This window comes from Rhizobium sp. 18055 (assembly GCF_902706285.1).
GTDB lineage: Bacteria > Pseudomonadota > Alphaproteobacteria > Rhizobiales > Rhizobiaceae > Rhizobium.
On the sequence record NZ_CACSKD010000006.1, the window covers coordinates 277,862 to 301,289 of the forward strand.

Sequence of the window (23,428 nt, forward strand, 5' to 3'; positions counted from 1 at the left end):
CGCCTGTGCCGGCATGTCCGGCTGCAGGTGGTGAGGAAAAAGGTTGAGGTGGATGTCCCCGCGGTTTTTGATTTCGCTGATTGCAGGTATCGCTTTCGCGGGTCCGTCGTTCGGCCAGGAGGCGCCGAAAGGCGTGGTCGAACTGTTCACGTCGCAGGGCTGTTCGTCCTGCCCGCCGGCGGATGCGGCATTTCGCAAGCTGGTTGAACGCGGCGATGTCATCGCTCTCGCCTATCATGTCGATTACTGGAACTATCTCGGCTGGGCCGACACGCTGAGCTCGAAGGAAAACACCGAGCGGCAGTATGCCTATGCGCGCACCATGGGTCGCGCCAATGTCTATACGCCGCAGGTCGTCGTCAACGGCCGTGACCATGTGATGGGATCGGATCTCGGCGGCATCGAGAAGAAGGTCGATGGCTTTCTCACCGAAGGCGAGGGCCTGATCGTGCCGATCAAGGCGCAGGTTCTGGGCGATCAGCTGGAGATCACCGTTGCTGCCGGCCAGGGCAAGGCGAATGTGGTGATGGTCTATTTCGATCGCGAAAAGACCATCGATGTCGAAAAGGGCGAGAATAGCGGCCAGAAGATCGCCTATGTGCACAGCGTTTCCGACGTCGAGACGGTCGGCATGTGGGACGGCAAGCAGACAAGGCTGACGCTGCCGGCGACGTTGCTGCAGAAGGCCGATCTCGAAGGCTGCGCGGTTCTCCTGCAGTCGTCCACGGCCGATGGAACGCCGGCGGCGATCCTTGGTGCCGCGGTGGTCATGGCCGGCAAGAATATCTGAAAGGTTTCACCTGTGTTTAAGGTGGAAGCGGGGCGGCCCGACCGATCGTATTCGGGGCTGGGGTTAAGGTCGATACGATCAGCCGGGCCCTTTGGCGCGCGAGCGCCAACTGTCGCATCTCCTCCCGAAAAGCCGGAAGACGATGCGCAAAAATCGGTGTCAGCGAATCCTCCAGGGGTGCGCCGCTCAAGTGCTGGCGAATTTCACTTTTAATTGAGGCGCTGTTTTGACTGAAATACGGCGCGCCGGAGATTGCACACACTATGCTTAATGCGCGCGAGCCGGCGCTTGCAATTTGTGAATGCTGAGGCAAACTGTCACCTGCGCGTCATGAGCGGAGGCATTCGAGACTGATGACAGATCAGCCGGATTTACGGCATGGGAACAATCGCAGAGACAGTCGGGCTACCGACAGCGACCCTGCCATCGTCGTGGATATCAAGGACTACAAGCAGAGCCAGGATCCGCTGCCGGTGACGTTTCACCGGCGAGAGCTCGATGCGATCCTCTGGATCTACGGCCGGATGGTCGGCGAGGGCGAGTGGCGCGACTACGCGATCGACCACATGAAGGACCTGGCGGTGTTTTCCGTCTTCAAGCGCTCCGGCGAAATGCCGCTCTTCCGCATCGAGAAAAACCCCAGGCTCGCCGCCAAGCAGGGCGCCTACGCGGTGGTCAACACCCATGGGGTAATCCTCAAACGCGGCCACGATCTGCAGCAGGTTCTGAAGGTGTTCAACAAGCAGCTGAAGCTGGTGGAGAAATGAGGCGTTGCCCACAGGCAGCCTTGCCGGGCGCGCAGGCTCGGCTTGCTGATGTAGGCGTCAGTCCTTGAACAGTGTACCGGGGTATTGCAACAGATCGGCATCGGTGGTGTTGCCATCGCCGAGTTGCCGCTGCATCAGCATCGTGTCCAGCCAGCCGCCGTGCTTGAAGCCGGAGCCGGTCATGCGGCCGATCTCGTAGAAACCGAGTGCGGCATGCAAGGCAATCGAGGCCGGATGGGCGCCGCCGATCACCGCCACCATCTGGCGGAAGCCGAGCGTCGTGCAGCGGTCGATCAGTGCCGACAGCAGCCGTTTCCCGATCCCCTTGCCACGCGCTTCCGGCGCCAGATAGATCGAGTCCTCGACCATCCAGCGATAGGCCGGCCGGGTGCGGAAAGCCGATGCGTAGGCATAGCCGAGCAGGCGTCCGTCCTCGCCGATGGCGGCGATAAAGGGGTAGCCCTTGTCGGTTATGGCCGAGAGCCGTGCCGCCATCTCGACGCTGTCCGGCGGGGCGATCTCGTAGCTGGCGACGCCATTCAGCACCGATTCGCGATAGATCGCGGTGATCCGGTCGAGATCGGAGGCAAGGATATCACGCAGGAGAACGGGCATTCGGGCAGCCGATGTCTGGAGGGCGGTAGATGCTGAAAATCATGTGATGGGAGATTTGGCAAGGGGAAAGCGAGGTGCGCGCCGGATCAGATGCGGCGAGGCGGCTTTGCGGCAATTGCGGACATAGAGCTGATCGGTCCTTGTATTTGAAACGAAGTCCATGCGATCAATGGTCGGTATTGTTTATGAGGGTAGGTACAGCATGACTCGGGGGTACATAGGTTTCTATATTACCGAGGACGAGGACTGGCACCCCGCCAATTTAACAGACTTCGGTTATTGGATGGACTTCTACGTTGGCGACGATCGTGGAAGTGACGCTTTTACCGTCTTGGTCTGTACGCCATCATGGTTCGCCCGTGAACGGGGCGCAGAGGTGACGAGCGGCCGCAATGTGATCTTTATGCCCAGATTCGATCGCAACGCCTTAGACAATTTTCTTAGAGCAGAATGTACAGGCGAAATTGGCAAGGGCACTGAGACGACGATGCTCAAAATTGATGGCATTGGTGAGTGGGAGTTTCGCTACAGAAGTTTATAGATGGTATTCACTTGTCACCTTCGGGCCGAATGCCGTCATGGCAGGAATGCGCCATTGGGAGACGTTGGCTTCATGTCGCTCGTGCGGCTCCCTTTTCTCCCGTCCAGCTGAACTCATGCGTGCGACCTGAAACCCTCCCGATCACGGGAGGGGCCAGATTGCATCTGGGAGCGCCTGCGGGGCTTGATGCATCAATGATGCCATCATGGGAAGCTCAGGTCCAAACCGAGCATCCTGCTCACGACGAAGGTGACAAGCGCCACGCATAGGAGCACCAGCACGAAGACTGCGGCCATCTTGCCGCCCGTGCGCAGTGCCGCTCGCCTGTCGCCCTTCTCACCTCGATCGTAATGCCACTTGATGGCGAAGAACATGGCTGTGCCCAACGCGAGAATCTTGAACGTGACGAAAACTATCGGGACCCAATCCATAATAAATACCCCTCATGCGCATCGGCTACGCGCCTTATGATCCTATTTTTCGCAAACGCATACGCCTCACTATGCAACGCTGATATGTAATAGCAGGTGGTGGTTCCTGGCCCTTGTCGTTGGGTTCGGCAATGACCGCTCAGGCCCCGGAGCGGAAGATCCACCGGTTCGACAGCGGCGGCGATCAATCATGTTCCCTCGCAGACAGCAGCCGCGCTCAAGGTCCGCCGCTTGGGCTGGCGCGGAGTAGCGGCTGCCGTGATCATGGCTGAAGACCGACGCTGAAACGCCACGTTAAACGGACCATCCGCGCTCGTTGATTGCGCCTGCAGAACACGTTCGCTCCGGCCAAGTCTTGCCTCTTGCCCCTGCCTGCTTTAGCTCATGAACCAAAGGGAGCAGGCCAAATGGTTTTCATGGTAGTCGCGGTGCCGATCGTTCTCGTCTGCTTCTTCCTGTTTCCCCGCCGCACCTTGATCGCATTGGCCGCCGTTGTTTGCCTCGCCGCGGTCGTCGGGCTCTATCTCTACCTCAGGCAATCCGATGGCCAGAACGCGGCGAGCATGGTGACCGGGACGAGCAGCGGGATCGAAGACTGCGTGGATCCGGCCCGGCCGGTTTCCGTGCAACTGTCCAATGGTTCTGACCGGCAGGTCAACGTGGTGCGCTTCCGGCTGATCGCCAAACGCCCCGGTTTCAGCACCGAGACCTATTCCGACTATTTTACCAGCGACAAGATCATCGAGCCGCACGCCGTGTTTGCTCGTTGCTGGGCGCTCAACCCATATCGCGGCCTGGAGACCTTGCCGGGCAAGCCGTTGCCCGGGGATTTCGTCTGGTCCGTCGATATCTCATCCGTCGAATTCGCCGATAATGAATAGGTCGGTTCGGGAGCGATGGCGATGTCCGCGTTGCCCGGGCGCGGGCGCGGGTGTGCACGTGATGGCGGGCGTGAGGATCAATGGAGCGAGAGGCTGGATATGCCGGAACAGATGAATGCGGATTACCTGGAAAGCCTGCTTGGCAATCGCCGGCTGATGGAGCAGCTGGCATTCATCCTGGAGGTCGAGAAGTTGAAGACCGTCCTGCGCCGGACGACGTTGCTGGACCGCTCCCGTGTCGAGAACGACGCCGAGCACACATGGCAAATCTCCCTGATGGCCATGGTGCTTTGCGAACATTCCCGCGAGCCCGTCGATCTGCTTCGCGTTCTCAAGATGCTGCTCATTCACGATATCGTCGAGATCGATGCCGGCGACACGTTTGCCTACGACAGCGTTGCGCGCAGCAGCCAGGCCGAGCGCGAACTGAAGGCTGCCGACCGCATCTTCGCGCTGTTGCCCGATGACCAGGCACGGGAGTTCCGCGGGCTCTGGGACGAATTCGAACTGAAGGCCTCCGCCGAGGCCCGGTTCGCCAATGCGATGGATCGCCTGCAGCCGCTGCTGCACAATTTCTTCACCGATGGCGGCACCTGGATCACCAACACCGTCACCTCCTCCGATGTCGACCGTCGCATGCAGCCGATCGGCGTGGCGTCAAGGACGCTGGGCGATCTCAGCGAAAGGCTGATTTCGCTCGCCATCGAGCAGGGGATTCTTGCACCAGGACCGTCCGGCGCCTGAAAGGTGTGAAGCTGAACCAGCAGGTTCTGAAATCGCCGGAGGAAGGCAAGAATTCTTCCTGCCTGAAACTGAATATCTGCTTCTTACGGCGCGCGCCGCCAATGGCGGTTTCCTTGCGCCTTTCATGGTTTGCGAGGCAGTATTGGGGGGCGCAAGAACCAATGCCGAAAAACGTTGGCAACAAGTGCACCGGTGCCCAGCCCCGCGAACCCCTGAGCCAGCAGAAGATCGGGGAGCGAGAAAGACGCAAACCAGTAGAAGGCCGAAAAAATAACAACGCAGTACGCCGCAAGCCTAACGGTACGATCCGAAACGGGCCAGCTGAAAGCAATGAAATGAAAGCCCATGCATACTCCAGCAAGGCAGGTCAGCAAGTGGCCCAGGACAGCCCCGGGTCTGTGCAGATAGCCGCTCATGAGCCAGAAGACAGCTGCTGCGATGCAGGCGTACAGGAGTTGTAGCGCCACCGCACCGGCCAAGACTATCCCGCGTGGATATCTCGGCGCCGAGTATCTGAAAAATTCGATCACAAACTTCTCCACTGCGGGCGATCGGCGAATTTCGCTCTCGCTGGCTGAAAATAAGACCTGTCTGCTTGACTTTCGTACAACCTCAAGCTTGCTTGAGGTCAAGAGGGTTTTGCGATGGCACGGGATTTTACTGTAGGGGAGGTTGCTAAGCGGGCAGGCATCGCTGTTTCCGCATTGCACTTCTATGAAACGAAGGGGCTGATCTCCAGTCACCGTACTTCAGGCAACCAGCGTCGTTACAGCAGCGATGTTTTGCGCCGCGTTGCGGTCATTCGCGTGGCGCAAAATTTGGGATTGCCGCTCTCGGTGATAGGAAGAGCACTCGCGCGGTTGCCCACCGGGCAGCCGTCGCGTGCTGACTGGGATTTGCTGTCGGCGGAATGGTCGCTGGAATTAAATGAACGCATCGAGAAGCTTCAGAGACTTCGAGACGGATTGTCCGATTGTATCGGCTGTGGCTGCCTCTCGCTTGATAAATGCGCGCTCGTCAATTGGGGTGACAAGCTTGCAGCGGAAGGACCGGGGGCCCGGCGACTGCTCGCTGAGCGGAAGTGATGCGATGGGCTGGAAATTGAGTTCAACGACATCCCAGCTCTGCGACGCTGCACGTGACTTCCCGCAAAAGAAAAACCGCCTGCAACATCTCTGCCGCAGGCGGTTCTGGTCGTGTCGAATCTCGACAAAAAAAGGCGACCCGGAGGTCGCCTTTTCAATGATCAGTTCCTGATTACTTGCGGTTGCCCATGAACTGCAGCAGGAACATGAACAGGTTGATGAAATCGAGGTAGAGGGTCAGCGCGCCCATGATGGCCTTGCGGCCAGCCGTGGTGGCGTCGTCGTTTTCGAGATACATTTCCTTGATGCGCTGGGTGTCGTAGGCGGTGAGGCCTGCGAAGATCAGCACGCCGATGGCCGAGATCGCGAACTGCATGGCAGACGATGCCAGGAAGATGTTGACGATCGAGGCGATGATCAGGCCGAACAGACCCATCATCAGGAACGAACCCATCGCGGAAAGATCACGCTTGGTGGTGTAGCCGTAGAGCGACAGGGCGCCGAACGATGCAGCCGTCACGAAGAAGGTCTGGGCGACGCTCTGGCCGGTGTAAACCAGCAGGATCGACGACAGCGACAGGCCCATCAGCGCAGCATAGACTGCAAAGGTGGTCTGTGCGGCCGAGACGCTCATCTTGTTGATGCGGTAGCTCAGGAAGAACACCAGTCCCAGCGGTGCGAGCATCACGACCCAGCGCAGCGGCGAATCGTAGATTGCAACGCCAGCGCTTGTGAGCAGCGTGTTGCCCATGCGGCCGGCAGCGAGCGATTGATCGGTGGTGGTGGTCAGCGCCGTGGTCAGATACGCGGCAATGCCGGTGATGACGAGACCGATGCCCATCAGGTTGTAAACCTTCAGCATGTAGCTGCGAAGGCCCTGATCGATCAGTTCGCCGGTCTGTACGCGGCCCTGGTAATTGCGTAGGTCAGCCATAGTTTCCTCTTGTCAGCTCCGATGTGAACACGGTGTCGGGTTTCTCGACCCGGGCGCCGCTGCGGAGCTTCAGCATGCCTGTGGATAATATGAGCCTTTCAGCCCCGGCAAACAAGAGCCTTGCAACCCGGCAGCGGGTTAAATCGCCGTAAGGTGCGGAATTTTATCAACCTTACCAATCAGAGTTCGCGCAAAACGGGTGCCGCCTTCTGCCCGAGAATGCGCCATGTGCCGATCAGGCCGATGCCGACGGTCAGCACCAGCGCCGTCACCAACGTCATGCCGGCGACATCGGGCAGGAAGTGCGAGGGGATCTTCATGATGCGGGCAACGATGAACCAGGCGGCGACGCCACCGGCGAGCAGCGCGAAGATCGCGGTGGCGAGACCGAGGATCAGGTACTCGTAGCAGAAGGCGCGCATCAGCATCCGCCTGGTGGCGCCGAGCGTCTTCAGCACCACGGCATCATGGGTCCGGGCGCGGTTTCCGGCGGCGAGCGCGCCTGCCAGAACCAGCACCGAGGCGATGAGGGCCACCGAGGCCGCCGCGCGGATGGCGGTGGCCAGCTGGGAAACCAGCGCGTTGACGATGTCGATGGCATCCTTGACGCGGACGCTGGTGATCGTCGGGAAGGTGTTGGTGACCGTCTTCAGGATGGCAGCCTCCTGGGCCGATGTCGCCGTCGGGTCGGTCAGCGTCGCCAGCCAGGCGTGCGGGGCGCCGCGGAAGGTGTTGGGCGAAAACACCATGACGAAGTTGATCGATAGCGTTTCCCACTGGACCTTGCGGAAATTGGCGATCTTCGCCTTCATGTTGCGGCCGAGCACGTTGACGGTGACGGTATCGCCGACTTTCAGGCCAAGCTCACCGGCCTCTTCGGCGGAAAAGGAAACCAGCGGTTCGCCGCTGTAGTCCTTCGGCCACCAGGTACCCTCGGTCAGGGCGGCGTTTTCGGGCATGGTTTCGGAGTAGGTTATGCCGCGGTCGCCGCGCAGCACCCATTGGCCGGCCGGCGGTACCTTGCGTTTTGTCACATCCTCGCCGTTGAAGGCGAGGATGCGGCCGCGCAGCATCGGCACCTCGACGAGCTTGCCTGTCGGCGCCTCGGTCTTCACCAGATTGCGGAAGCCTTCGACCTCGGAGCCCTGGATATCGACGAAGAAGAAGTTGGGCGCGCCGTTTGCCATGCGGCCGGTCAGCTGCTGGCGCATGTTGCCGTCGATCAGGGTCAGCGTCACCAAGAGGGCCAAGCCAAGGCCGAGCGAGAGGACGACGGAGGGGGTCAGCGCGCCGGGGCGGTGGATGTTGCCGATGGCAAGGCGCAGCGCCGGCGAGTTGACGCGGGGGCTGCGTTTCGCCAGCCAGGCGATGCCGGCTGCGACCAGGCGCAGGATGACGAAGGCAAAGGCGATGGCGCCGATGAAGACGACGGCGATGAAGCGATCATGGGCGGTGAGGATGGCGAGACCGGCGAGGGCTGCGAGGAAGATCGCGGCGAGCAGGATATACGGCCAGGAGGGCAGGCGGCGGGCCTCGAAACCCTGCTCGCGGAACAGCGCCGTCGGCGGCACTTCGCGGGCATGGCCGAGCGGCATGATGGCGAAGGCCAGCGTCGTCAGCACACCGAACAGCACCGCCAGCGACAGCGCCACCGGATAGAGCGTCGGCGCCGTGGAGACCGGCAGGAACTGGGCGAGGAACTGGGCGGCGAGGATCGGGGCGGCGGCACCGATGACGAGGCCGATGGCAATGCCGGCCAGCGCGATGATGCTTATCTGGATGAGATAGATCAGCACGACGGTGGATGCAGGCGCCCCGAGGCACTTGAAGGTGGCGATGGTGGTGCGCTTGGCATCGAGGAAGGCGCGAACGGCGTTCGCCACGCCGACACCGCCGACGATCAGCGCGGTGAGGCCGACCAGCGTCAGGAACTGCGAGAAGCGCTCGATGTTTTCCGTGAGCGACGGCGCAGCGCGGTCGCTGGTGCGGATCGACCAGCCGGCGGCGGGAAAATCCCTGGCAGCGCGGTCGCGGATCGCGGGGATGTCGGCCAGATTGTTGAGGCGGATCTTGTAGGCGTGCTCGACGAGGCTGCCGGTCTGGATCAGGCCGGAGGCCTGAAGCGCCTTGCGGCTGACCAGCAGGCGCGGGGCAAAGCCGAAGCCTTCGGAGACGGCGTCGGGCTCGGTCTTCACCGTGCCTGTGATGTTGATGATGACGTTGCCGAGCAGCAGTTCGTCGCCGATCTTCAGGTTCAGGCGATCGAGCAGCAGGGGGGCGACGACGGCGCCATAGGTGCCGTTCTGATCGGCCACCAGCGTCTGCAGCGGATAGTCTGGCTCGGCCTCGAAGGTGCCGTAGAGGGGATAGGCGTCATCGACGGCCTTGACCTCGACCAGCGCCTGATCGGAGCCGTCAGGCTTGCGGGCCATCGAGCGCAGGCCGGTGGAGACCGAAACCCTGCCGTAGGCGTTGAGGAAGTCCCTTTCCGGGGCGGTTGCCTCGCGGTTGTTGAGCTCGAAGCGGACATCGCCGGCGAGGATCTCCTGGCCACGGGTGGCGATTGTGTCGGTGATCGACTGCGACACGGAGTTGACGGCGGCAATGGCGCCGGTGCCGAGCGCGATGCAGGCGAGGAAGATATAAAAACCCTTCAGGCCGCCGCGCAGCTCGCGCAGGGCCAGACGGAAGGCGAGCGAAATTCGCGGGGTGATCAACGTCATGCAATCGCCGCTTTGGCTTCGATTGCAGCGCTGTCATCCTCGATCCTGCCCGAGCGGACGCGGATCTGGCGCGAGCAGCGCTTGGCAAGCGCATTGTCGTGGGTGACCAGCAGCAGCGTCATGCCGCGCTCGGTCTGCTTGGAGAACAACAGGTCGGCGATCTGCCGGCCGGTGTCGGTGTCGAGATTGCCGGTGGGTTCGTCGGCAATCAGCAAGGCCGGCGAAGGCGCAAGTGCACGGGCGATCGCCACGCGCTGCTGCTCGCCGCCTGAGAGTTGGCCGGGATAATGGTTGAGACGATCGCCGAGACCGACCGATTTCAGTTCGCGGCGGGCGATCTCGAAGGGGTTGGGCACATTGGCGAGTTCGAGCGGCACGGCGACGTTTTCCAGCGCCGTCATGTTGGCGATCAGGTGGAAGGACTGGAAGACGATGCCGATGTTGCGGCCGCGGAAATCGGCGACCTGGTCTTCGGTCATGGTGTGAAGAGGGGCGTCGGCGATGTTGATTTCGCCGCTGTCGAGCTTCTCGAGGCCGGCCAGAACCATCAGCAGGGTCGACTTGCCGGAGCCGGAGGGACCGACGATACCGACGGATTCGCCGGCCGCGATCTCAAGGTCGATACCCTTCAGCACATGGACGGAGGCGGCAGCGCTGCCGAGCGTCAAATCGGCCTGTTTCAAATCGATGATGGTTTTTGCCAACAGTAAATGCCCTATATGAAAGCCGATCGTGCTGCCAATCTAGGGAAAGTGGAATGAGTTTTAAAGTTGCGGGTCTTCACATCGCTGTCATTGTTGCATCCCTGATGTTTTCGGTGGGTGCAAATGCCAGGACGATAACGCTGGTCGGCTTCGGTGACAGCCTGATGGCAGGCTACCAGTTGCCCCCTGGCGACGGCTTTCCCGAGAAGCTGCAGGCGGCGCTGAAGGCCAGGGGAATGGACGTAACGGTGGCCAATGCCGGGGTCTCCGGCGACACCACCACGGGTGGTCTTTCGCGCATCGACTGGTCTGTTCCCGATGGCACGGATGGGGTGATCCTCGAGCTCGGCGCCAATGATGCGCTGCGGGGCATCGCGCCGGAGCAGAGCGAGAAAAACCTCGACCAGATGATTGCCCGGCTAAAGGAACGCGGGATCGCGGTGTTTCTGGCCGGGATGGTGGCGCCGCCGAACATGGGCGCCGATTATGCCGCGCGGTTCAACCCGATCTACGAGAAACTCGCTAAAAAACATGGGGTTGCGCTCTATCCGTTTTTTCTCGACGGGGTTGTGCTCAATGCGTCGCTGAAGCTTGAGGACGGCATGCATCCGAACAGCAGGGGGGTGGATGTGATGGTTCAGAAGATGGAACCTGACATCACGCAATTCGTCGGAACGTTTTCGACTGTGAAGAATTAGGGACTTGCGCACATAAGCAATGCGTGATTCCGTGTGAGCACCTGCAAAAGATTCGGGGAGTGCTCGTTATGCCGAGACTTTTTACAGCCCTCGAAATTCCGCGTAATGCGGCGATGAGCCTTTCATTGCTGCGTGGTGGTCTGCCTGGTGCCCGATGGATCGATGTGGAGAATTACCACATCACGCTCCGCTTCATCGGAGATGTCGATGGACGAACGGCTGACGAGATCGTCGACCGGCTCGACCGCATCGACCGGCCTGAATTCCAGATCAAGCTCGACGGAATTGGCGCTTTCGGTTCGAAGAAACCGCATTCGGTCTGGGCCGGTGTCACACAGACGCCCGAAATGTTTGCGCTGCAAGCCGAGGTCGAGCGGATCTGCCAGAGGATCGGTCTTCCGCCGGATCCACGCAAGTTTACCCCGCATGTAACGCTGGCACGGCTGAAATCATCGCGTGTCGAGGATGTCGTGCAGTATCTGGCCGGTCGGGGGAATTTCCAGACGTCGGCCTTCACCGTGCCGCGCTTCGTGCTGTTGTCTTCGCGCGATTCGGTCGGCGGCGGGCCGTATCTGACGGAAGAGGTGTTCCCGCTTCACGAAGCCCTGTCGTCGTCCCCAAGCGTCGACAACAGCTTCCTGCAGCCGGCCAAGAGCCTGGCGTAGACGGCCTCGAAACCGTCATTGCCGCCATAGTAGGGATCGGGGATGTCTTCTCCGCTCCCGAGCGCCAGATCGCCGAACAGGTGGATGTTGTACGCATCGGGGGCGAGTGCCCGCAGCGCCGAGACGTTGTTGCCGTCCATGGCGAGGATCAGGTCGAAACCGTCGAAATCAGCCGATCGAACGCGTCGCGCCTTCTGGGCGGTGATGTCGATCCCGTGTTGCCTGGCGGTTGCGATCGAGCGGCGGTCGGGCTGGTCGCCCTGGTGCCAGCTGCCGGTGCCGGCCGAATCGATGCTGAAGCGATCCCTGAGGCCTGCCTCTTCGACCAGATGCGTGAAAATACCTTCGGCCAGCGGAGAGCGGCATATATTGCCCATGCAAACAAACAGGATACTGGTGCGTTTCATATGAGACCCATGGTGGAAAGAGGAGGACATTGTCATGAAACGCGAGAAACTGGAACGCCAGGCAATCGATCAGGAACTGGCCAAGCTCACCGGCTGGTCGCTTGGCGATGACAGCAAGGCGATCAGCAAGAGCTACAAGTTTGCCAATTTCGTCGAGGCCTTCGGCTTCATGACCGAGGCAGCGCTGGCGGCGGAAAAGCTCGATCATCACCCGGAGTGGTTCAACGTCTATTCCAAGGTCGATGTGACGCTGAACACCCATGATGCGGGCGGGCTGACGGAGCTGGATTTCAAGCTGGCGACGCGGATGGACAAGGCGGCTTCACGCCGGATCGATTGAATCCGGGGGAGAGATCCCCCATATTCCTGCGTGACAGAAAGGGCCAAGTGGAATGGACGACGTCAAATACGGTGAAATCCTGCTGCCGGGCGATGAAGACACGCAGAACCGGCGCGAGAAGACAGTGCGGCAGAAATTCTGGCCGACCTTTCGCAAGGCGGCGCGCAAGATCCCGTTCTCCCGCGACGTGGTCGCTGCCTATTACTGCGCGCTCGATCCGCAGACGCCACTGAAGGTGCGGGGCACGCTGCTCGCAGCGCTCGCCTATTTCGTGCTGCCGGTCGATATCATTCCCGACGTCTTTGTCGGCATCGGCTTTTCCGATGACATCGCGGTGTTCTCGGCGGCGTTTGCGATGGTCAGCCGGCATATCAGGCCAAACCACTATCAATCGGCCGACAAGGCGCTGGACGATGCGCCTGACGGGATGAAGACAGTCTAGTCTGAGCAGGGCAGGCGTCACGCCTGCCGTGCTCCCTTCAGCTGCGCGAGATATTCGTTTCGTGAGAACGGGTTCGGCCCAGATCGCCGCCGCACCGGCGGCGGGCCGATGAACGCACGATAGCCTGAGAATTCCATCTCCATGGTGCCGAGCCCGCTCGTCAAGGACGGCAGGGCGCGTTGTACGGCGTGGACGCTGATCGCAGCGATGGTGCCGGAAAGCACCGCCATCTCCTCCGGCAACACGGGCGGATCGAGCGACGCGCCGAGGCGCATCAGCAGGCTTTGCACGCGAGGCAATGCTGCGGCAGGCATGTCGATGGTGATCCGGTCGACTGGTTCGCAGACCTCTGTCCCGGCAGTCTGCAAGGCTGTTGCCAGCACCAGCGGCGTCAGGTTTCGATGATCGGCCGGGGTGCTGGTCGTCCATTTCCGCAGCCGGGTCACCTCGGTGAGGGAAACTGCGGCGTTGATCACCTGCCAGCCGTAGATGCCCTGCCTGAATGCGTCCTCGAGCGCATCGTCGATGGCCTTGAAGGCGAACGGCGGCGCCGACCCCGGATCGATCTCGGAGCGTAACAGATGGCGACCGTCGCTCTCGGCCGGTTCGACAGATAGGCCGATCGTCGCCAGAAACGGATCGGGCGCATGCTCGACGGCGCTGCCGGTTCCGATGATGCGTTCGACATAGATCGGCGAGGTCTCGAGGAAGCGCACATCGAGGCCATAGTCGGCCTTCAGCGCATGCTCGATAACCTCCTTCTGCACCTCGCCATAGAGCGAGACCGAGATGGCGTGCTGATCGTTGCCGTGGCGCAGATTGATCAGCGGGTCCTGCTCGGCCAGTTGCGACAGTGCCTTCCACAGCAACGGCGCCGCTGCCGGATCGTTCGGCACGATCACCGATTCCAGCATCGGCGGTGCAAATTGCCGCTGTGGCGCCGCGGAGCGTTCGCCGATCCAGTCGCCGACCCTGATATCCGCCAGACCCCTGATCCTGGCGATATCGCCTGCCTCGGCGACATCGCGACGTTCGACGCGCCCCTCGGCAAACACCTCGATATCGGTGATGCGGTTGTCCCTGTCCCTGTCCCTGTCCTTGTCCTTGCCCGCAACGGCGATGCGGTCGCGAACGCGGATGGCGCCGGAAAACACCCGCGCTAATGCCACCTTTTCGCCAGCGCCGTTGCGCTCTATCTTGAAGACAGCCGCCGAGGCCGGTGCATCGGTCGCCGGCGCGGTGGCGGGGAGGAAGGCTGCGATCCCTGTCATCAGTTCCGCGATACCTGCGCCTGTGATCGCCGAGCCTGAGAAGACCGGGCATATCAGTCCCTTGGCGGTCTGTTCCGCCAGGCGGTGCCGAAGTGTTTCGGCTGGTATGTCGCGATCGTCGGCAAAGGCGGCGATCAGGTCGTCATCACGTTCGGCGAGCGCCTGCAGCACTGTCGAGCGGAAATCGCGGTCCGCCCAGGTGCCAGCATGGTAGGCCGCCTCCGGCGTTCCCGGTGCGATCACGCGTCCCATCGGCACGATCGCCTCTGTGAGGCGGGAGCGCAGATTGACAAGCGCGTTCTCGTCGTCGGCGCCGCGCCGGTCTATCTTGTTGAGGAAGATGATGGTCGGCACCTTCAGCCGGACAAGCGCCCGCATCAGCACGCGGGTCTGCGCCTGAACGCCTTCGACGGCCGAGACCACGAGGACGGCACCATCCAGCACGCCGAGTACGCGCTCGACTTCGGCGATGAAATCGGGATGCCCGGGCGTGTCCAGCAGGTTTATGCGCGTGCCATCGGCGCTGAAGGAGGCGACGGCAGATCTGATCGTGATGCCGCGCTCACGCTCCAATTGCAGCGTGTCGGTCTGGGTGTCGCCGGTATCGACACCGCCGAGCGTCCTGATGACCCCGGCGTGAAACAGCAGACGTTCGGTTAGGCTAGTTTTTCCGGCATCGACATGTGCCAGGATTCCAAGATTGAGTGTTCGCATCGCACAACATGTTCATGGCTTCGGGAGTGGCTCCATTGGCTTCGAACATGTGACGGCGCATGCGATTACCTCCATCTGTGGATGAAGGCATCTGACACCACTCTTCTCTTCGTTGCAAGCATACGACGGAAGATCGGCAATGATGAACGCTTCGGCGGGATGAAGGGGCGAGCGGATCGGGCGCCGTGCCTCAGGCGTTTTCCGCTTCGAGCACCTTCTTCAGCTTGCCGAAGGCCAGCCGGATACGGGATTTGACGGTGCCGAGCGGCAGGCCGGTTGATTCGGCGATCTCGGAGTGCGACTGGCCGAGGAAGAAGGCGGCGCGCAGCATGTCGCGCTGTTCTTCCGGCAACCGGTTCACCGCTTCACGAACTTGTGCATCGCGATCGTCGTTGGCAAGCATCTCGTCGGCGCCGATTTCGGCAACGGGCTGCAGCGCCGGGTCGTCCTCGTCGAGAATGCGGGTGCGGGCGCGGCGCTGCAGGTCGATGCGGCGATTGCGGGCGATGCGGAAGAGCCAGGTGGAGAGCGACGAGCGCGACGAATCATAGAGGCCGGCCTTGTGCCAGAGGACGATCATGACCTCCTGGACAAGCTCTTCGGCCTCGCCTGAGGCCATTTTCTGTCGCAGCAGCCAGGATTTGAGGCGCGGCGCGAAGTAGTCGAACAGGATGGCGAACGCCTGCTGATCGCGGCGTTCCGCAACAGCCCTGGCAAGGGCCGCGAAGCGCTGTTTGTCGTCAGCATCCATTTCCGTTCAAAGGCCCCCTGGCACTACTAATTCCTCAACGGATTTCCATATCTTAATGACGTACAACGGAATCTGGAAACGTCAAACTCTTGCCTGAATCTTTATGTCTTAAATCCCTTAGGAGCGATGGTTTCATATCATTTCCGGATCACGTCATCTGGAGTGAGGCCCCGCGCTCACCGTTGACACCCGGGCGGAAATGGCACAGGCACGCACTTCTCGCGGTCTGCGTTGACGCTTTGGTAACCTGAGTTAAGTCAAAATAAAGCAGATCGTGATTATGCGCCGCCCGCTCGCCCGGGCTCGAATCGCAAGAACCGGCAGGAATATCCATGTTTGTAAAAAGTATCGCACTCGCCCTTTCCCTCGTTCTCGCCGGCGCCGGCATTGCATCCGCTCAGTCCAAGAAGCCCACGGGCCCGGCAGCACAGCAGCCGGCCGCAGCGGCTTCCTCCGCGCCGACCCGTATCCAGCAGTTCCAGGCATGGGGCGCCTATTCCTACAAGCAGGGCGCCAGCACCGTCTGCTACGTGCTGTCGGTGCCGACCGAGAAGAAGCCTGCCGGTCTCGACCATGGCGACAACTTCTTCATCGTCTCGCAGCGCCCCGGCCAGAACATCTCGTATGAGCCGCAGGCAATGATGGGCTACACCGTCAAGGATGCCTCGAAGATCAATGTCGTGATCGACAACAAGACCTTCGTGATGTTTACCAAGGACAAGGCCGGCTGGGTCGAGAACGCCGCGCAGGAGCCGGCACTGGTCGCCGCGATGAAGGGCGGTCACTCGATGACCGTCAACGCCGTGTCGCGCAAGGGCACCGCCACATCCTACAGCTACTCGCTGGCCGGCATTTCCGCTTCGCTGAAGCAGATCGAAGGCTGCAAGTAAGCAGGGTCTGATACCCCTATGATTTCGAAGGCCGGCCTTGCGCCGGCCTTTGTCGTTTCCATCTATAGTGACGGATGGCAAAAATGATGCTAAAGGCGCGGATAACAGCGGTCAGATCGCGGCTTTGCCGTCATGCGCCGCACTCAATTTCTGCCTTCATGCCCTTCGCGTCCGCAAGTCATCCTGACGATCGGGAGCGTTGCATGTTGAATTCGGGATTAGACCTATGTCCGTCATGGATGCGATGACTGTTCTCAAGCCTGCCGGCGCTCCTCAGCCGATGCGTGGCGAAGCCTTGCCGAAGCCGACGCTGATCGGCCTGACGCGCGAAGAGATGGGCGCGGCACTGCGCGAAAAGGGCGTGGCGGAGAAGCAGATCAAGATGCGCGTCGCCCAGTTGTGGAACTGGATCTACGTGCGCGGCGTCTCCGATTTCGATCACATGGCCAACATCTCCAAGGACATGCGCGAAACGCTGAAGCAGCATTTCACCATTGGGCGTCCTGAGATCGTCGACGAGCAGGTCTCCAACGACGGCACCCGCAAGTGGCTGATGCGCTTTCCGGCCCGTGGTGCCGGTCGTCCCGTCGAGATCGAGACCGTCTATATTCCCGAAGAGGGCCGGGGGACGCTCTGCATCTCCAGCCAGGTCGGCTGCACGCTTACCTGTTCCTTCTGTCACACCGGCACACAGCGCCTGGTGCGCAACCTGACGGCCGAGGAAATCCTCTCGCAGCTGCTTTTGGCGCGCGACCGGCTCGGTGACTTCCCGGATCGCGAAGCGCCGCAGGGCACGGTGATGCCGGCCGAAGGCCGCAAGGTCAGCAACATCGTGATGATGGGCATGGGCGAGCCGCTCTACAATTTCGATGCGGTGAAGACAGCGCTGCTGATCGCCACCGACGGCGACGGGCTGTCCCTGTCGAAGCGCCGCGTGACGTTGTCGACCTCGGGCGTGGTGCCTGAGATCTTCCGCACCGGCGACGAGATCGGCGTGATGCTGGCAATCTCGCTGCATGCCGTGCGCGATGACCTGCGCGATATCCTGGTGCCGATCAACAAGAAGTATCCGCTGAAGGAACTGATCGAGGCCTGCCGGACCTATCCGGGCCTGTCGAACGCGCGCCGCATCACCTTCGAATATGTGATGCTGAAGGACGTCAACGACAGCCTCGAGGACGCCAAGGGGCTGATCAAGCTGTTGAAGGGCGTGCCGGCGAAGATCAACCTGATCCCGTTCAATCCGTGGCCCGGCACCAACTACCAGTGTTCGGAGTGGGCGCAGATCGAGAAGTTCGCCGATTTCATCAATGCCGCCGGCTATGCCTCGCCGATCCGCACACCACGCGGCCGCGACATCCTCGCCGCTTGCGGCCAGCTGAAGTCGGAATCGGAGCGGATGCGCAAGACCGAGCGCATGGCCTTCGAGGCGATGATGATCGCCAACCACGGCGCCGACGATTGATGAGCGACCTCGTTCGTAACGAACGGACGAAGCTGACGGCGACCTATGTGAATGGTCTCGCCATTGCGGTGATTGCGGTCGGCGGAATAGCACCGGCCTTCGGTGCCGCAAACGGAATATCGGCGCTGACACCGCCGCTGGTGCTCACGGTTTGCGTTTGTCTTTTCCTGTCGGCAGCCTTACATTTGCTTGCAAGACGAATCCTGAAAGGATTGCGGCCATGACCATGGCTCAGTTTGCGGCTTATATGATCATGCCAGTCGGCGCGTTGCTGATCGGCTTTTTCATGCTCTACATCACCCGCAAGGACCGGATCGGCAAGGACGAGAAGACCTCGTCGCGCTAAACTACCGCGCCTGCGTCAGCAGGATTTTCGCAGCAAACACCGAAAACACGCCGGCGAAGGTATAATCCATGCCGCGCAGCACCTTCCTGTTGTTCTGCAGCCAGCCGGCCAGCCGGTCGGAGGCGAGCACGACGACGGCATTCACTGGCATGCCGATCAGGATGAAGAAAAATCCGAAGAACAGCAGCTTCTGGGTGACGGCAGGATCGCCCGATGTGACGAACTGCGGCAGGAAGGTCATGAAGAAGATGATGACCTTCGGATTGAGCAGGTTGACCCAGAAACCCGAGGAAATGTTGGCAAGCGGCGTGGCGATGACCGCATCGACCTTCTCGACCGACAGCTTCGAGCCGAAGCGGATCGCCTGGATCGCCAGCCACAGCAGATAGCCGGCGCCACCGGTCTTCAGGATCAGGAAGGCGGTCGGCGAGGCGGTGATCAGCGCCGAGATGCCGAAGGCAACCAGCATGGTGTGGACGACGATGCCGAGGCTGGTGCCGAGCACCACATAGAGCGCCGGCGTCTTGCCCTGCGACAGCGCGCGGCTGATTGACAGCGTCATGTCAGGGCCGGGGGTGGCGGCCAGCAGCAGGCTGGCGGCGGAGAAGGCGAGAAGCGTTGGCAGGCTGGGCAGGAAATCCATGGCTTGCTCCAAAGACCGGATCTGAAAGCTGCGGCTTTCTTATCCGGCCCTCGGAAAAATACCAATCAAACCTTGTGATGTGGCTATCGCGCCTGGTCGAGATAGGCCTTGAACTCCTCGGCATAATCAGGGTGCCAGCGCGACAGCGGCGGGCGGTTCTCAATGATGTCGCCGATCGCCCAGGCCATGCGGCGCTCGTCGGTGGGGCGGGCAACGTCGTTGTCGGGGCAGAGAATGTAGAAATCGCCGTTCTCGATGCTTTCGATCATGAAGGCGACGGTCTGTTCCGCGGTCCAGGCGGCGGCGGGCTTTTCGCCGCCGTAGCCCTTGGAAAGGCCGGTGAAGACGAAACCGGGGATGAGCAGATGAGCGGAGATTTTCGCGCCTTCGGTATTGCGCAATTCGTGCTGCAGCGCCTCGGTGAAGACCTTCACGCCTGCCTTGGAGAGATTGTAGGCGGGGTTGCCCGGCGGCGTGGTGATGCCCTGCTTGGAGCCGGTGTTGATGATCAGACCGGGTTCGCCGTGGGCCAGCATATGCGGGCCGAAGGTGCGGGTGCCGTTGACGACGCCCATCAGGTTGACGCCGAGGATCGCATCCCAGTCGGCGTCGGCGCTGAAGATCGAGGTCTCGGGGCCGATGCCGGCATTGTTCATCAGCAGATGGACGCGGCCGAAGCGCTGGATGACGGCGCGCTCAAGCGCTGCAAGCGAGGCCTTGTCCGATACGTCCGTCTCGATCGCCATCACATGCTCTTCGCCCGCGATGGCCTTCAGCTCGTCGGCAGCCCTGGCCAGCCTGTCGCCGCCGAGATCGGCGATGGCGACGCTCATGCCGGCAGCTGCGAAATGTTTGGCGGCGGCCAGGCCGATGCCGGAGGCGCCGCCGGTGATGACCGCGACGTTGGATGGCTTGATGATGGTGCTGAGATCGGTCATGGCTGGCTCTCCTGGCGCTTTTGCGGACGCAGCAGATATGGTAATCTTGCAAGGCAAGTCAAACAGCCGGAGGCGGTGATGACCAGGTTGGTAGACCTTATGCTCGACGATGATCTGGAAGACTTCGTCAATCAACAGGTTAGCGATGGCCGCTACGGATCACCTGACGATGTCGTCGATGCAGCTCTCAAGCTGTTGCAGAAGACCAAGGAGATCGAAGCCATCCGGGCGGCGATCATTGATGAAGAGGAATCGGGTGAGCCGGACGAGTTCGGTGCCGAGGCCTTCCCCGAACGGATATGTCGCGAGCGTGATCGCTGACCGCGCACCCGGAAAAAGTGATCGTTTGAACATCGCAAACCATCTCTAACCCGCCGTTTTCTCCGCGCCGTTCCCCTTGCGTCGCGCGCCAATCTCGCTAAAAGTGCCCGCGACACCGGGTTTTGCGGGTTTGCCGCTGCCCTTTTGCACAACGGACCTCATCATCATGGCATCGCACAAAGACGTAAAGAAAGTCGTCCTCGCCTATTCGGGCGGCCTCGACACCTCGATCATCCTGAAGTGGCTGCAGACCGAGCTCGGCGCTGAAGTCGTGACCTTCACGGCCGACCTCGGACAGGGCGAAGAGCTCGAGCCGGCGCGCAAGAAGGCCGAGATGCTCGGCATCAAGGAAATCTACATCGAGGATGTGCGCGAGGAATTCGTGCGCGATTTCGTCTTCCCGATGTTCCGCGCCAATGCCGTCTATGAAGGCGTCTACCTGCTTGGCACCTCGATTGCCCGTCCGCTGATCTCCAAGCACCTGATCGAGATCGCCCGCAAGACCGGCGCCGACGCGATTGCCCATGGTGCGACCGGCAAGGGCAACGACCAGGTTCGTTTCGAACTCTCGGCCTATGCGCTGAACCCCGACATCAAGATCATCGCGCCGTGGCGCGACTGGGCTTTCAAGTCGCGTACCGATCTTCTGGCATTCGCTGAAGAGCACCAGATCCCGGTTGCCAAGGACAAGAAGGGCGAAGCGCCGTTCTCTGTCGATGCCAACCTGCTGCACTCGTCTTCCGAGGGCAAGGTTCTGGAAGATCCGGCCGTCGAGGCACCGGAATACGTGCACATGCGCACGATCTCGCCGGAAGCCGCTCCCGACAAGGCGACCACGATCAAGGTCGGTTTCCGCAAGGGCGATGCCTGCTCGATCAACGGCGTCGAGATGTCGCCGGCAACGCTGCTGGCAGCACTCAACGAATATGGCCGCGACAACGGTATCGGCCGTCTCGACCTCGTCGAAAACCGCTATGTCGGCATGAAGTCGCGCGGCGTCTACGAGACCCCCGGCGGTACGATCCTGCTGGCCGCCCACCGCGCGATCGAGAGCATCACGCTCGACCGTGGTGCCGCCCACCTCAAGGACGAGATCATGCCGCGCTACGCCGAGCTGATCTATTACGGCTTCTGGTTCTCGCCGGAACGCGAAATGCTGCAGGCGCTGATCGACAAGAGCCAGGAGCATGTCGAGGGCGAAGTGACGCTGAAGCTCTACAAGGGCAACGTCATGACCATCGGCCGCGAGAGCCCGAAGTCGCTCTATTCCGACAAGCTGGTCACCTTCGAGGACGACCAGGGCGCCTACGACCAGAAGGACGCGGCCGGCTTCATCAAGCTCAACGCGCTGCGCCTGCGCACGCTCGGCAAGCGCAACCTGACGAAGTAAGCTGCCTCAGGCAGACGGTTCCTGACGCTATCAAGGCCCGCTTCGTGCGGGCCTTTTTTATGGTTTCTCTCTTCGCGCTGCGGTGGGCATTCGCAGGCGCCGAAGGAGCCAATCCCGTCGAGAAAATGGGACCCTCGGCAGATGCTCGGCACAAGACCGAGCATGACGGCGTGAATGTCGAAACGTAGGTTAACCTATTGAATTAAAGCGGTTTATTCTCTCTCGGTGTCATCCTTTGGCTCGTCCCGAGGAAGACGCTGTGGGGAGGTGTGCCGGCCTTTTCACTGGTTGTTCAATGCGGGCAGTAAAGCCTCGTTTGGCCGTTGACCTGTCCCCTTGCTTGACGTCTTCCCCGGGCTTGTCCCGAGGACCTAATCACGTCGAGCAAATCGCAACGTTGCAGATCTGTGCGGCGTCCGAAATCCCTATTCGCCCAACCTCGAATGCACGATCGTCTCCGCCCGGCGCGAGGCCCGCAGGAACCAGAGGTAGCTGAGGATGCCGATCAGCGCCATGAAGGGGATGACGGTGCCGAAGGCGGTCAGCGGCTGGCCGATCAGCGAGGCCGCGACGCCGCCGGCAAAGCCGCCGCCCATCTGGATGAAACCCATCATCGCCGAGGCCGATCCGGCGATGTGCGGGAAGGGGTAGAGGCCTGATGTGGTCATGTGCGGCGTCAGGAAGGCCAGGCCGAAGGCGAGGAAGGCGACCGGGCCCATGATCGAGAGATAGCCGGGCGTGATCAACTGCACCGAGAGCGCGATCATGATGCCGGACAGGCCCAGCAATGCCAGCCCGACGCGCACCGAACCGTCGCCGCCAAGGCGGGCGGCGGTGTAGCGCAGGCAGACGGAGCCGAGGAAATAGGAGCCTGATTGCATCAGCATGCCGAGCCCGAAGGCGGTGGGTGACAGGCCGACGACCTTGATCAGGATGAAGGGTAGCAGCGTCGCCTGCGCATAGAGCGCGCCGATCGAGCCGCCGAGCACCAGCGAGGCCGAGACGAAGCGGGGTTCGCGGGCAAGCTCGGCATAGGCTGCGAGCAGCGGTCCGGGCAGGGCGCGGCGGCGATCGGGGATGCTGGTCTCGCGCATGAAGACCAGCACCGAGAGACAGATAAGGAGGCCGAAGCCGATCAGCAGGAAGAACACCGATTGCCAGCCGAAAGCGGCGAGTGCCAGTCCGCCGATGGTTGGCGCAATCGCCGGGCCGATGGCGATCATGATGCCGATCAGGTTCATGATCCGCGATGCCTCGGTGCCGGTAAACTGGTCGCGGACGATGGCGCGCGCCACGGTGATGCCGACCGAGGCGCCGATGCCCTGAACCAGCCGGCCGGCGAGCAGCCAGGCGATATCGGGCGCGAAGGCGGCGAGCAGGCTGCCGATCATGTAGATGCCGACGAAGAGCAGCGTTGCCGCGCGCCGGCCGAACGCATCCGACAGCGGGCCGGCGGCCAGCTGAGCGACGGAGAAGCCGGCGAAATAGAGCGACAGCGTCATCTTGATCGCCGAATCCGTGGTCCCGAAAGCCGTGACCAGCTCCGGCATGGCCGGCGTGTAGATCGACATCGAGATCGGGCCGATGGTGGCCAGCAGCGCGCCGAGGATGCTGGTTCGCCGTTCGCTCATCCTGAATGGGGGCATGTGGGGTGACTCGGCTGGGTGGTGGCGGCTGCTGTGGCCGGACATGAAGGGGCTGATGTCTTTTCTGGCCTATGCCGCGTGATCCGGCAATTCAAAAATGTGATGCGTGGTGCTTGACGCTTGACGGCGTTGCGGCAGCGCATAGTCTTGCGCTTTCACCGGGGGATTCTTGATGACGCAATCGCTGTTCGCAGGCGCCTTTCTGGCGGCACTTCTCTATGTGCTTATTCCCGGTCCGGCGTTTCTGGCGCTGCTCGGCATCGGGGCGGGGCCTGTCTCTTATACA

The 23,428-nt window shown here is 61.5% G+C and carries 28 protein-coding genes; 17 read left to right on the plus strand and 11 right to left on the minus strand.

Annotation, left to right across the window (positions count from 1 at the left end; translation table 11 throughout):
- The first annotated feature begins 52 nt into the window (after window positions 1–52).
- Both GVL52_RS13660 and GVL52_RS13665 read left to right on the plus strand, forming a co-directional pair.
- Window positions 53–790: a thioredoxin family protein gene (locus GVL52_RS13660; protein ID WP_160007898.1), complete on the plus strand. Its 738-nt coding sequence runs from the start codon at window positions 53–55 to the stop codon at window positions 788–790.
- Between the two features lie 353 nt (window positions 791–1,143).
- Window positions 1,144–1,557: a DUF2794 domain-containing protein gene (locus tag GVL52_RS13665; RefSeq protein WP_160007900.1), complete on the plus strand. Its 414-nt coding sequence runs from the start codon at window positions 1,144–1,146 to the stop codon at window positions 1,555–1,557.
- Window positions 1,558–1,614: 57 nt separating this feature from the next.
- Here GVL52_RS13665 and GVL52_RS13670 read toward each other — a convergent pair whose 3' ends face one another.
- Complete coding sequence (locus tag GVL52_RS13670; RefSeq protein WP_160007902.1) at window positions 1,615–2,172, minus strand: GNAT family N-acetyltransferase; 558 nt, start codon at window positions 2,170–2,172, stop codon at window positions 1,615–1,617.
- A gap of 202 nt (window positions 2,173–2,374) precedes the next feature.
- On the opposite strand from GVL52_RS13670, the gene GVL52_RS13675 reads away from it, so the two are divergent.
- A complete protein-coding gene (locus GVL52_RS13675) occupies window positions 2,375–2,713 on the plus strand; it encodes an Imm8 family immunity protein (RefSeq protein ID WP_160007904.1) in 339 nt (112 codons plus the stop codon).
- 203 nt (window positions 2,714–2,916) lie between these two features.
- Here the strand turns inward: GVL52_RS13675 and GVL52_RS13680 are convergent, their stop codons facing one another.
- Window positions 2,917–3,087: a hypothetical protein gene (locus GVL52_RS13680; protein WP_244619170.1), complete on the minus strand. Its 171-nt coding sequence runs from the start codon at window positions 3,085–3,087 to the stop codon at window positions 2,917–2,919.
- Between the two features lie 464 nt (window positions 3,088–3,551).
- Here GVL52_RS13680 and GVL52_RS13685 point away from each other — a divergent pair, with 464 nt between their 5' ends.
- From GVL52_RS13685 to soxR, 4 genes are all read left to right on the plus strand, one after another.
- Window positions 3,552–4,025: a hypothetical protein gene (locus GVL52_RS13685; protein WP_160007908.1), complete on the plus strand. Its 474-nt coding sequence runs from the start codon at window positions 3,552–3,554 to the stop codon at window positions 4,023–4,025.
- 99 nt (window positions 4,026–4,124) lie between these two features.
- A complete protein-coding gene (locus tag GVL52_RS13690; protein ID WP_160007910.1) occupies window positions 4,125–4,769 on the plus strand; it encodes an HD family hydrolase in 645 nt (214 codons plus the stop codon).
- 5 nt (window positions 4,770–4,774) lie between these two features.
- On the plus strand, window positions 4,775–5,230 hold the full coding sequence (locus tag GVL52_RS13695) for a hypothetical protein (RefSeq protein WP_160007912.1): 456 nt from the start codon (window positions 4,775–4,777) through the stop codon (window positions 5,228–5,230).
- 183 nt (window positions 5,231–5,413) lie between these two features.
- Window positions 5,414–5,854 (plus strand): redox-sensitive transcriptional activator SoxR, encoded by a 441-nt coding sequence (gene soxR, locus GVL52_RS13700; RefSeq protein WP_160007914.1) that lies wholly within the window; start codon window positions 5,414–5,416, stop codon window positions 5,852–5,854.
- A 172-nt stretch (window positions 5,855–6,026) separates the two neighbouring features.
- Here soxR and GVL52_RS13705 read toward each other — a convergent pair whose 3' ends face one another.
- The 3 genes from GVL52_RS13705 to GVL52_RS13715 all read right to left on the minus strand — a co-directional run bounded on the left by GVL52_RS13705 (window position 6,027) and on the right by GVL52_RS13715 (window position 10,215).
- Window positions 6,027–6,788 carry a Bax inhibitor-1/YccA family protein gene (locus GVL52_RS13705; RefSeq protein ID WP_160007916.1) on the minus strand — a complete coding sequence of 254 codons (762 nt, stop codon included), beginning with the start codon at window positions 6,786–6,788 and terminating at the stop codon, window positions 6,027–6,029.
- Window positions 6,789–6,967: 179 nt separating this feature from the next.
- Window positions 6,968–9,511 carry an ABC transporter permease gene (locus tag GVL52_RS13710; RefSeq protein ID WP_160007918.1) on the minus strand — a complete coding sequence of 848 codons (2,544 nt, stop codon included), beginning with the start codon at window positions 9,509–9,511 and terminating at the stop codon, window positions 6,968–6,970.
- Window positions 9,508–10,215, minus strand: a complete 708-nt coding sequence (locus tag GVL52_RS13715; protein ID WP_160007920.1) for an ABC transporter ATP-binding protein — start codon at window positions 10,213–10,215, stop codon at window positions 9,508–9,510. The genes GVL52_RS13710 and GVL52_RS13715 overlap by 4 nt, the downstream gene beginning before the upstream one ends.
- Before the next feature lie 53 nt (window positions 10,216–10,268).
- On the opposite strand from GVL52_RS13715, the gene GVL52_RS13720 reads away from it, so the two are divergent.
- Both GVL52_RS13720 and thpR read left to right on the plus strand, forming a co-directional pair.
- Window positions 10,269–10,913, plus strand: coding sequence for an arylesterase (locus GVL52_RS13720; RefSeq protein ID WP_160007922.1), 645 nt, complete (start codon window positions 10,269–10,271; stop codon window positions 10,911–10,913).
- 68 nt (window positions 10,914–10,981) lie between these two features.
- On the plus strand, window positions 10,982–11,578 hold the full coding sequence (gene thpR, locus GVL52_RS13725) for an RNA 2',3'-cyclic phosphodiesterase (RefSeq protein WP_160007924.1): 597 nt from the start codon (window positions 10,982–10,984) through the stop codon (window positions 11,576–11,578).
- On the opposite strand, the gene GVL52_RS13730 is transcribed toward thpR, so the two are convergent.
- Window positions 11,509–11,985 carry a low molecular weight protein-tyrosine-phosphatase gene (locus GVL52_RS13730; RefSeq protein WP_160007926.1) on the minus strand — a complete coding sequence of 159 codons (477 nt, stop codon included), beginning with the start codon at window positions 11,983–11,985 and terminating at the stop codon, window positions 11,509–11,511. The genes thpR and GVL52_RS13730 overlap by 70 nt on opposite strands.
- Before the next feature lie 34 nt (window positions 11,986–12,019).
- Between GVL52_RS13730 and GVL52_RS13735 the strand changes: the two genes are divergently transcribed.
- Both GVL52_RS13735 and GVL52_RS13740 read left to right on the plus strand, forming a co-directional pair.
- Window positions 12,020–12,325, plus strand: coding sequence for a 4a-hydroxytetrahydrobiopterin dehydratase (locus tag GVL52_RS13735; RefSeq protein ID WP_160007928.1), 306 nt, complete (start codon window positions 12,020–12,022; stop codon window positions 12,323–12,325).
- 52 nt (window positions 12,326–12,377) lie between these two features.
- Window positions 12,378–12,767: a YkvA family protein gene (locus GVL52_RS13740; RefSeq protein WP_160007930.1), complete on the plus strand. Its 390-nt coding sequence runs from the start codon at window positions 12,378–12,380 to the stop codon at window positions 12,765–12,767.
- 17 nt (window positions 12,768–12,784) lie between these two features.
- Here GVL52_RS13740 and GVL52_RS13745 read toward each other — a convergent pair whose 3' ends face one another.
- Window positions 12,785–14,752, minus strand: coding sequence for a translation factor GTPase family protein (locus GVL52_RS13745; protein WP_160007932.1), 1,968 nt, complete (start codon window positions 14,750–14,752; stop codon window positions 12,785–12,787).
- Window positions 14,753–14,942: 190 nt separating this feature from the next.
- A complete protein-coding gene (locus GVL52_RS13750; protein ID WP_160007934.1) occupies window positions 14,943–15,503 on the minus strand; it encodes a sigma-70 family RNA polymerase sigma factor in 561 nt (186 codons plus the stop codon).
- Between the two features lie 332 nt (window positions 15,504–15,835).
- Here GVL52_RS13750 and GVL52_RS13755 point away from each other — a divergent pair, with 332 nt between their 5' ends.
- The 4 genes from GVL52_RS13755 to GVL52_RS31185 all read left to right on the plus strand — a co-directional run bounded on the left by GVL52_RS13755 (window position 15,836) and on the right by GVL52_RS31185 (window position 18,204).
- Window positions 15,836–16,393, plus strand: a complete 558-nt coding sequence (locus GVL52_RS13755; RefSeq protein WP_160007936.1) for an invasion associated locus B family protein — start codon at window positions 15,836–15,838, stop codon at window positions 16,391–16,393.
- 226 nt (window positions 16,394–16,619) lie between these two features.
- Complete coding sequence (gene rlmN / locus GVL52_RS13760; RefSeq protein WP_160007938.1) at window positions 16,620–17,858, plus strand: 23S rRNA (adenine(2503)-C(2))-methyltransferase RlmN; 1,239 nt, start codon at window positions 16,620–16,622, stop codon at window positions 17,856–17,858.
- Window positions 17,858–18,082 carry an amino acid transporter gene (locus GVL52_RS13765; protein ID WP_160007940.1) on the plus strand — a complete coding sequence of 75 codons (225 nt, stop codon included), beginning with the start codon at window positions 17,858–17,860 and terminating at the stop codon, window positions 18,080–18,082. Before rlmN ends, GVL52_RS13765 begins: the two co-directional genes overlap by 1 nt.
- Window positions 18,079–18,204, plus strand: a complete 126-nt coding sequence (locus GVL52_RS31185; RefSeq protein ID WP_280179102.1) for a hypothetical protein — start codon at window positions 18,079–18,081, stop codon at window positions 18,202–18,204. Before GVL52_RS13765 ends, GVL52_RS31185 begins: the two co-directional genes overlap by 4 nt.
- Before the next feature lies 1 nt (window position 18,205).
- Here the strand turns inward: GVL52_RS31185 and GVL52_RS13770 are convergent, their stop codons facing one another.
- Together GVL52_RS13770 and GVL52_RS13775 are read right to left on the minus strand one after the other, a co-directional pair.
- Window positions 18,206–18,847, minus strand: coding sequence for a LysE family translocator (locus GVL52_RS13770; RefSeq protein WP_160007942.1), 642 nt, complete (start codon window positions 18,845–18,847; stop codon window positions 18,206–18,208).
- Between the two features lie 83 nt (window positions 18,848–18,930).
- Window positions 18,931–19,785: an SDR family NAD(P)-dependent oxidoreductase gene (locus GVL52_RS13775; RefSeq protein ID WP_160007944.1), complete on the minus strand. Its 855-nt coding sequence runs from the start codon at window positions 19,783–19,785 to the stop codon at window positions 18,931–18,933.
- 78 nt (window positions 19,786–19,863) lie between these two features.
- Here GVL52_RS13775 and GVL52_RS13780 point away from each other — a divergent pair, with 78 nt between their 5' ends.
- Window positions 19,864–20,106, plus strand: a complete 243-nt coding sequence (locus GVL52_RS13780; protein WP_160007946.1) for a type II toxin-antitoxin system ParD family antitoxin — start codon at window positions 19,864–19,866, stop codon at window positions 20,104–20,106.
- 166 nt (window positions 20,107–20,272) lie between these two features.
- Complete coding sequence (locus GVL52_RS13785) at window positions 20,273–21,496, plus strand: argininosuccinate synthase (protein WP_160007948.1); 1,224 nt, start codon at window positions 20,273–20,275, stop codon at window positions 21,494–21,496.
- Window positions 21,497–21,921: 425 nt separating this feature from the next.
- Here the strand turns inward: GVL52_RS13785 and GVL52_RS13790 are convergent, their stop codons facing one another.
- Window positions 21,922–23,142 (minus strand): multidrug effflux MFS transporter, encoded by a 1,221-nt coding sequence (locus GVL52_RS13790; protein WP_244619171.1) that lies wholly within the window; start codon window positions 23,140–23,142, stop codon window positions 21,922–21,924.
- Window positions 23,143–23,428: the final 286 nt, after the last annotated feature.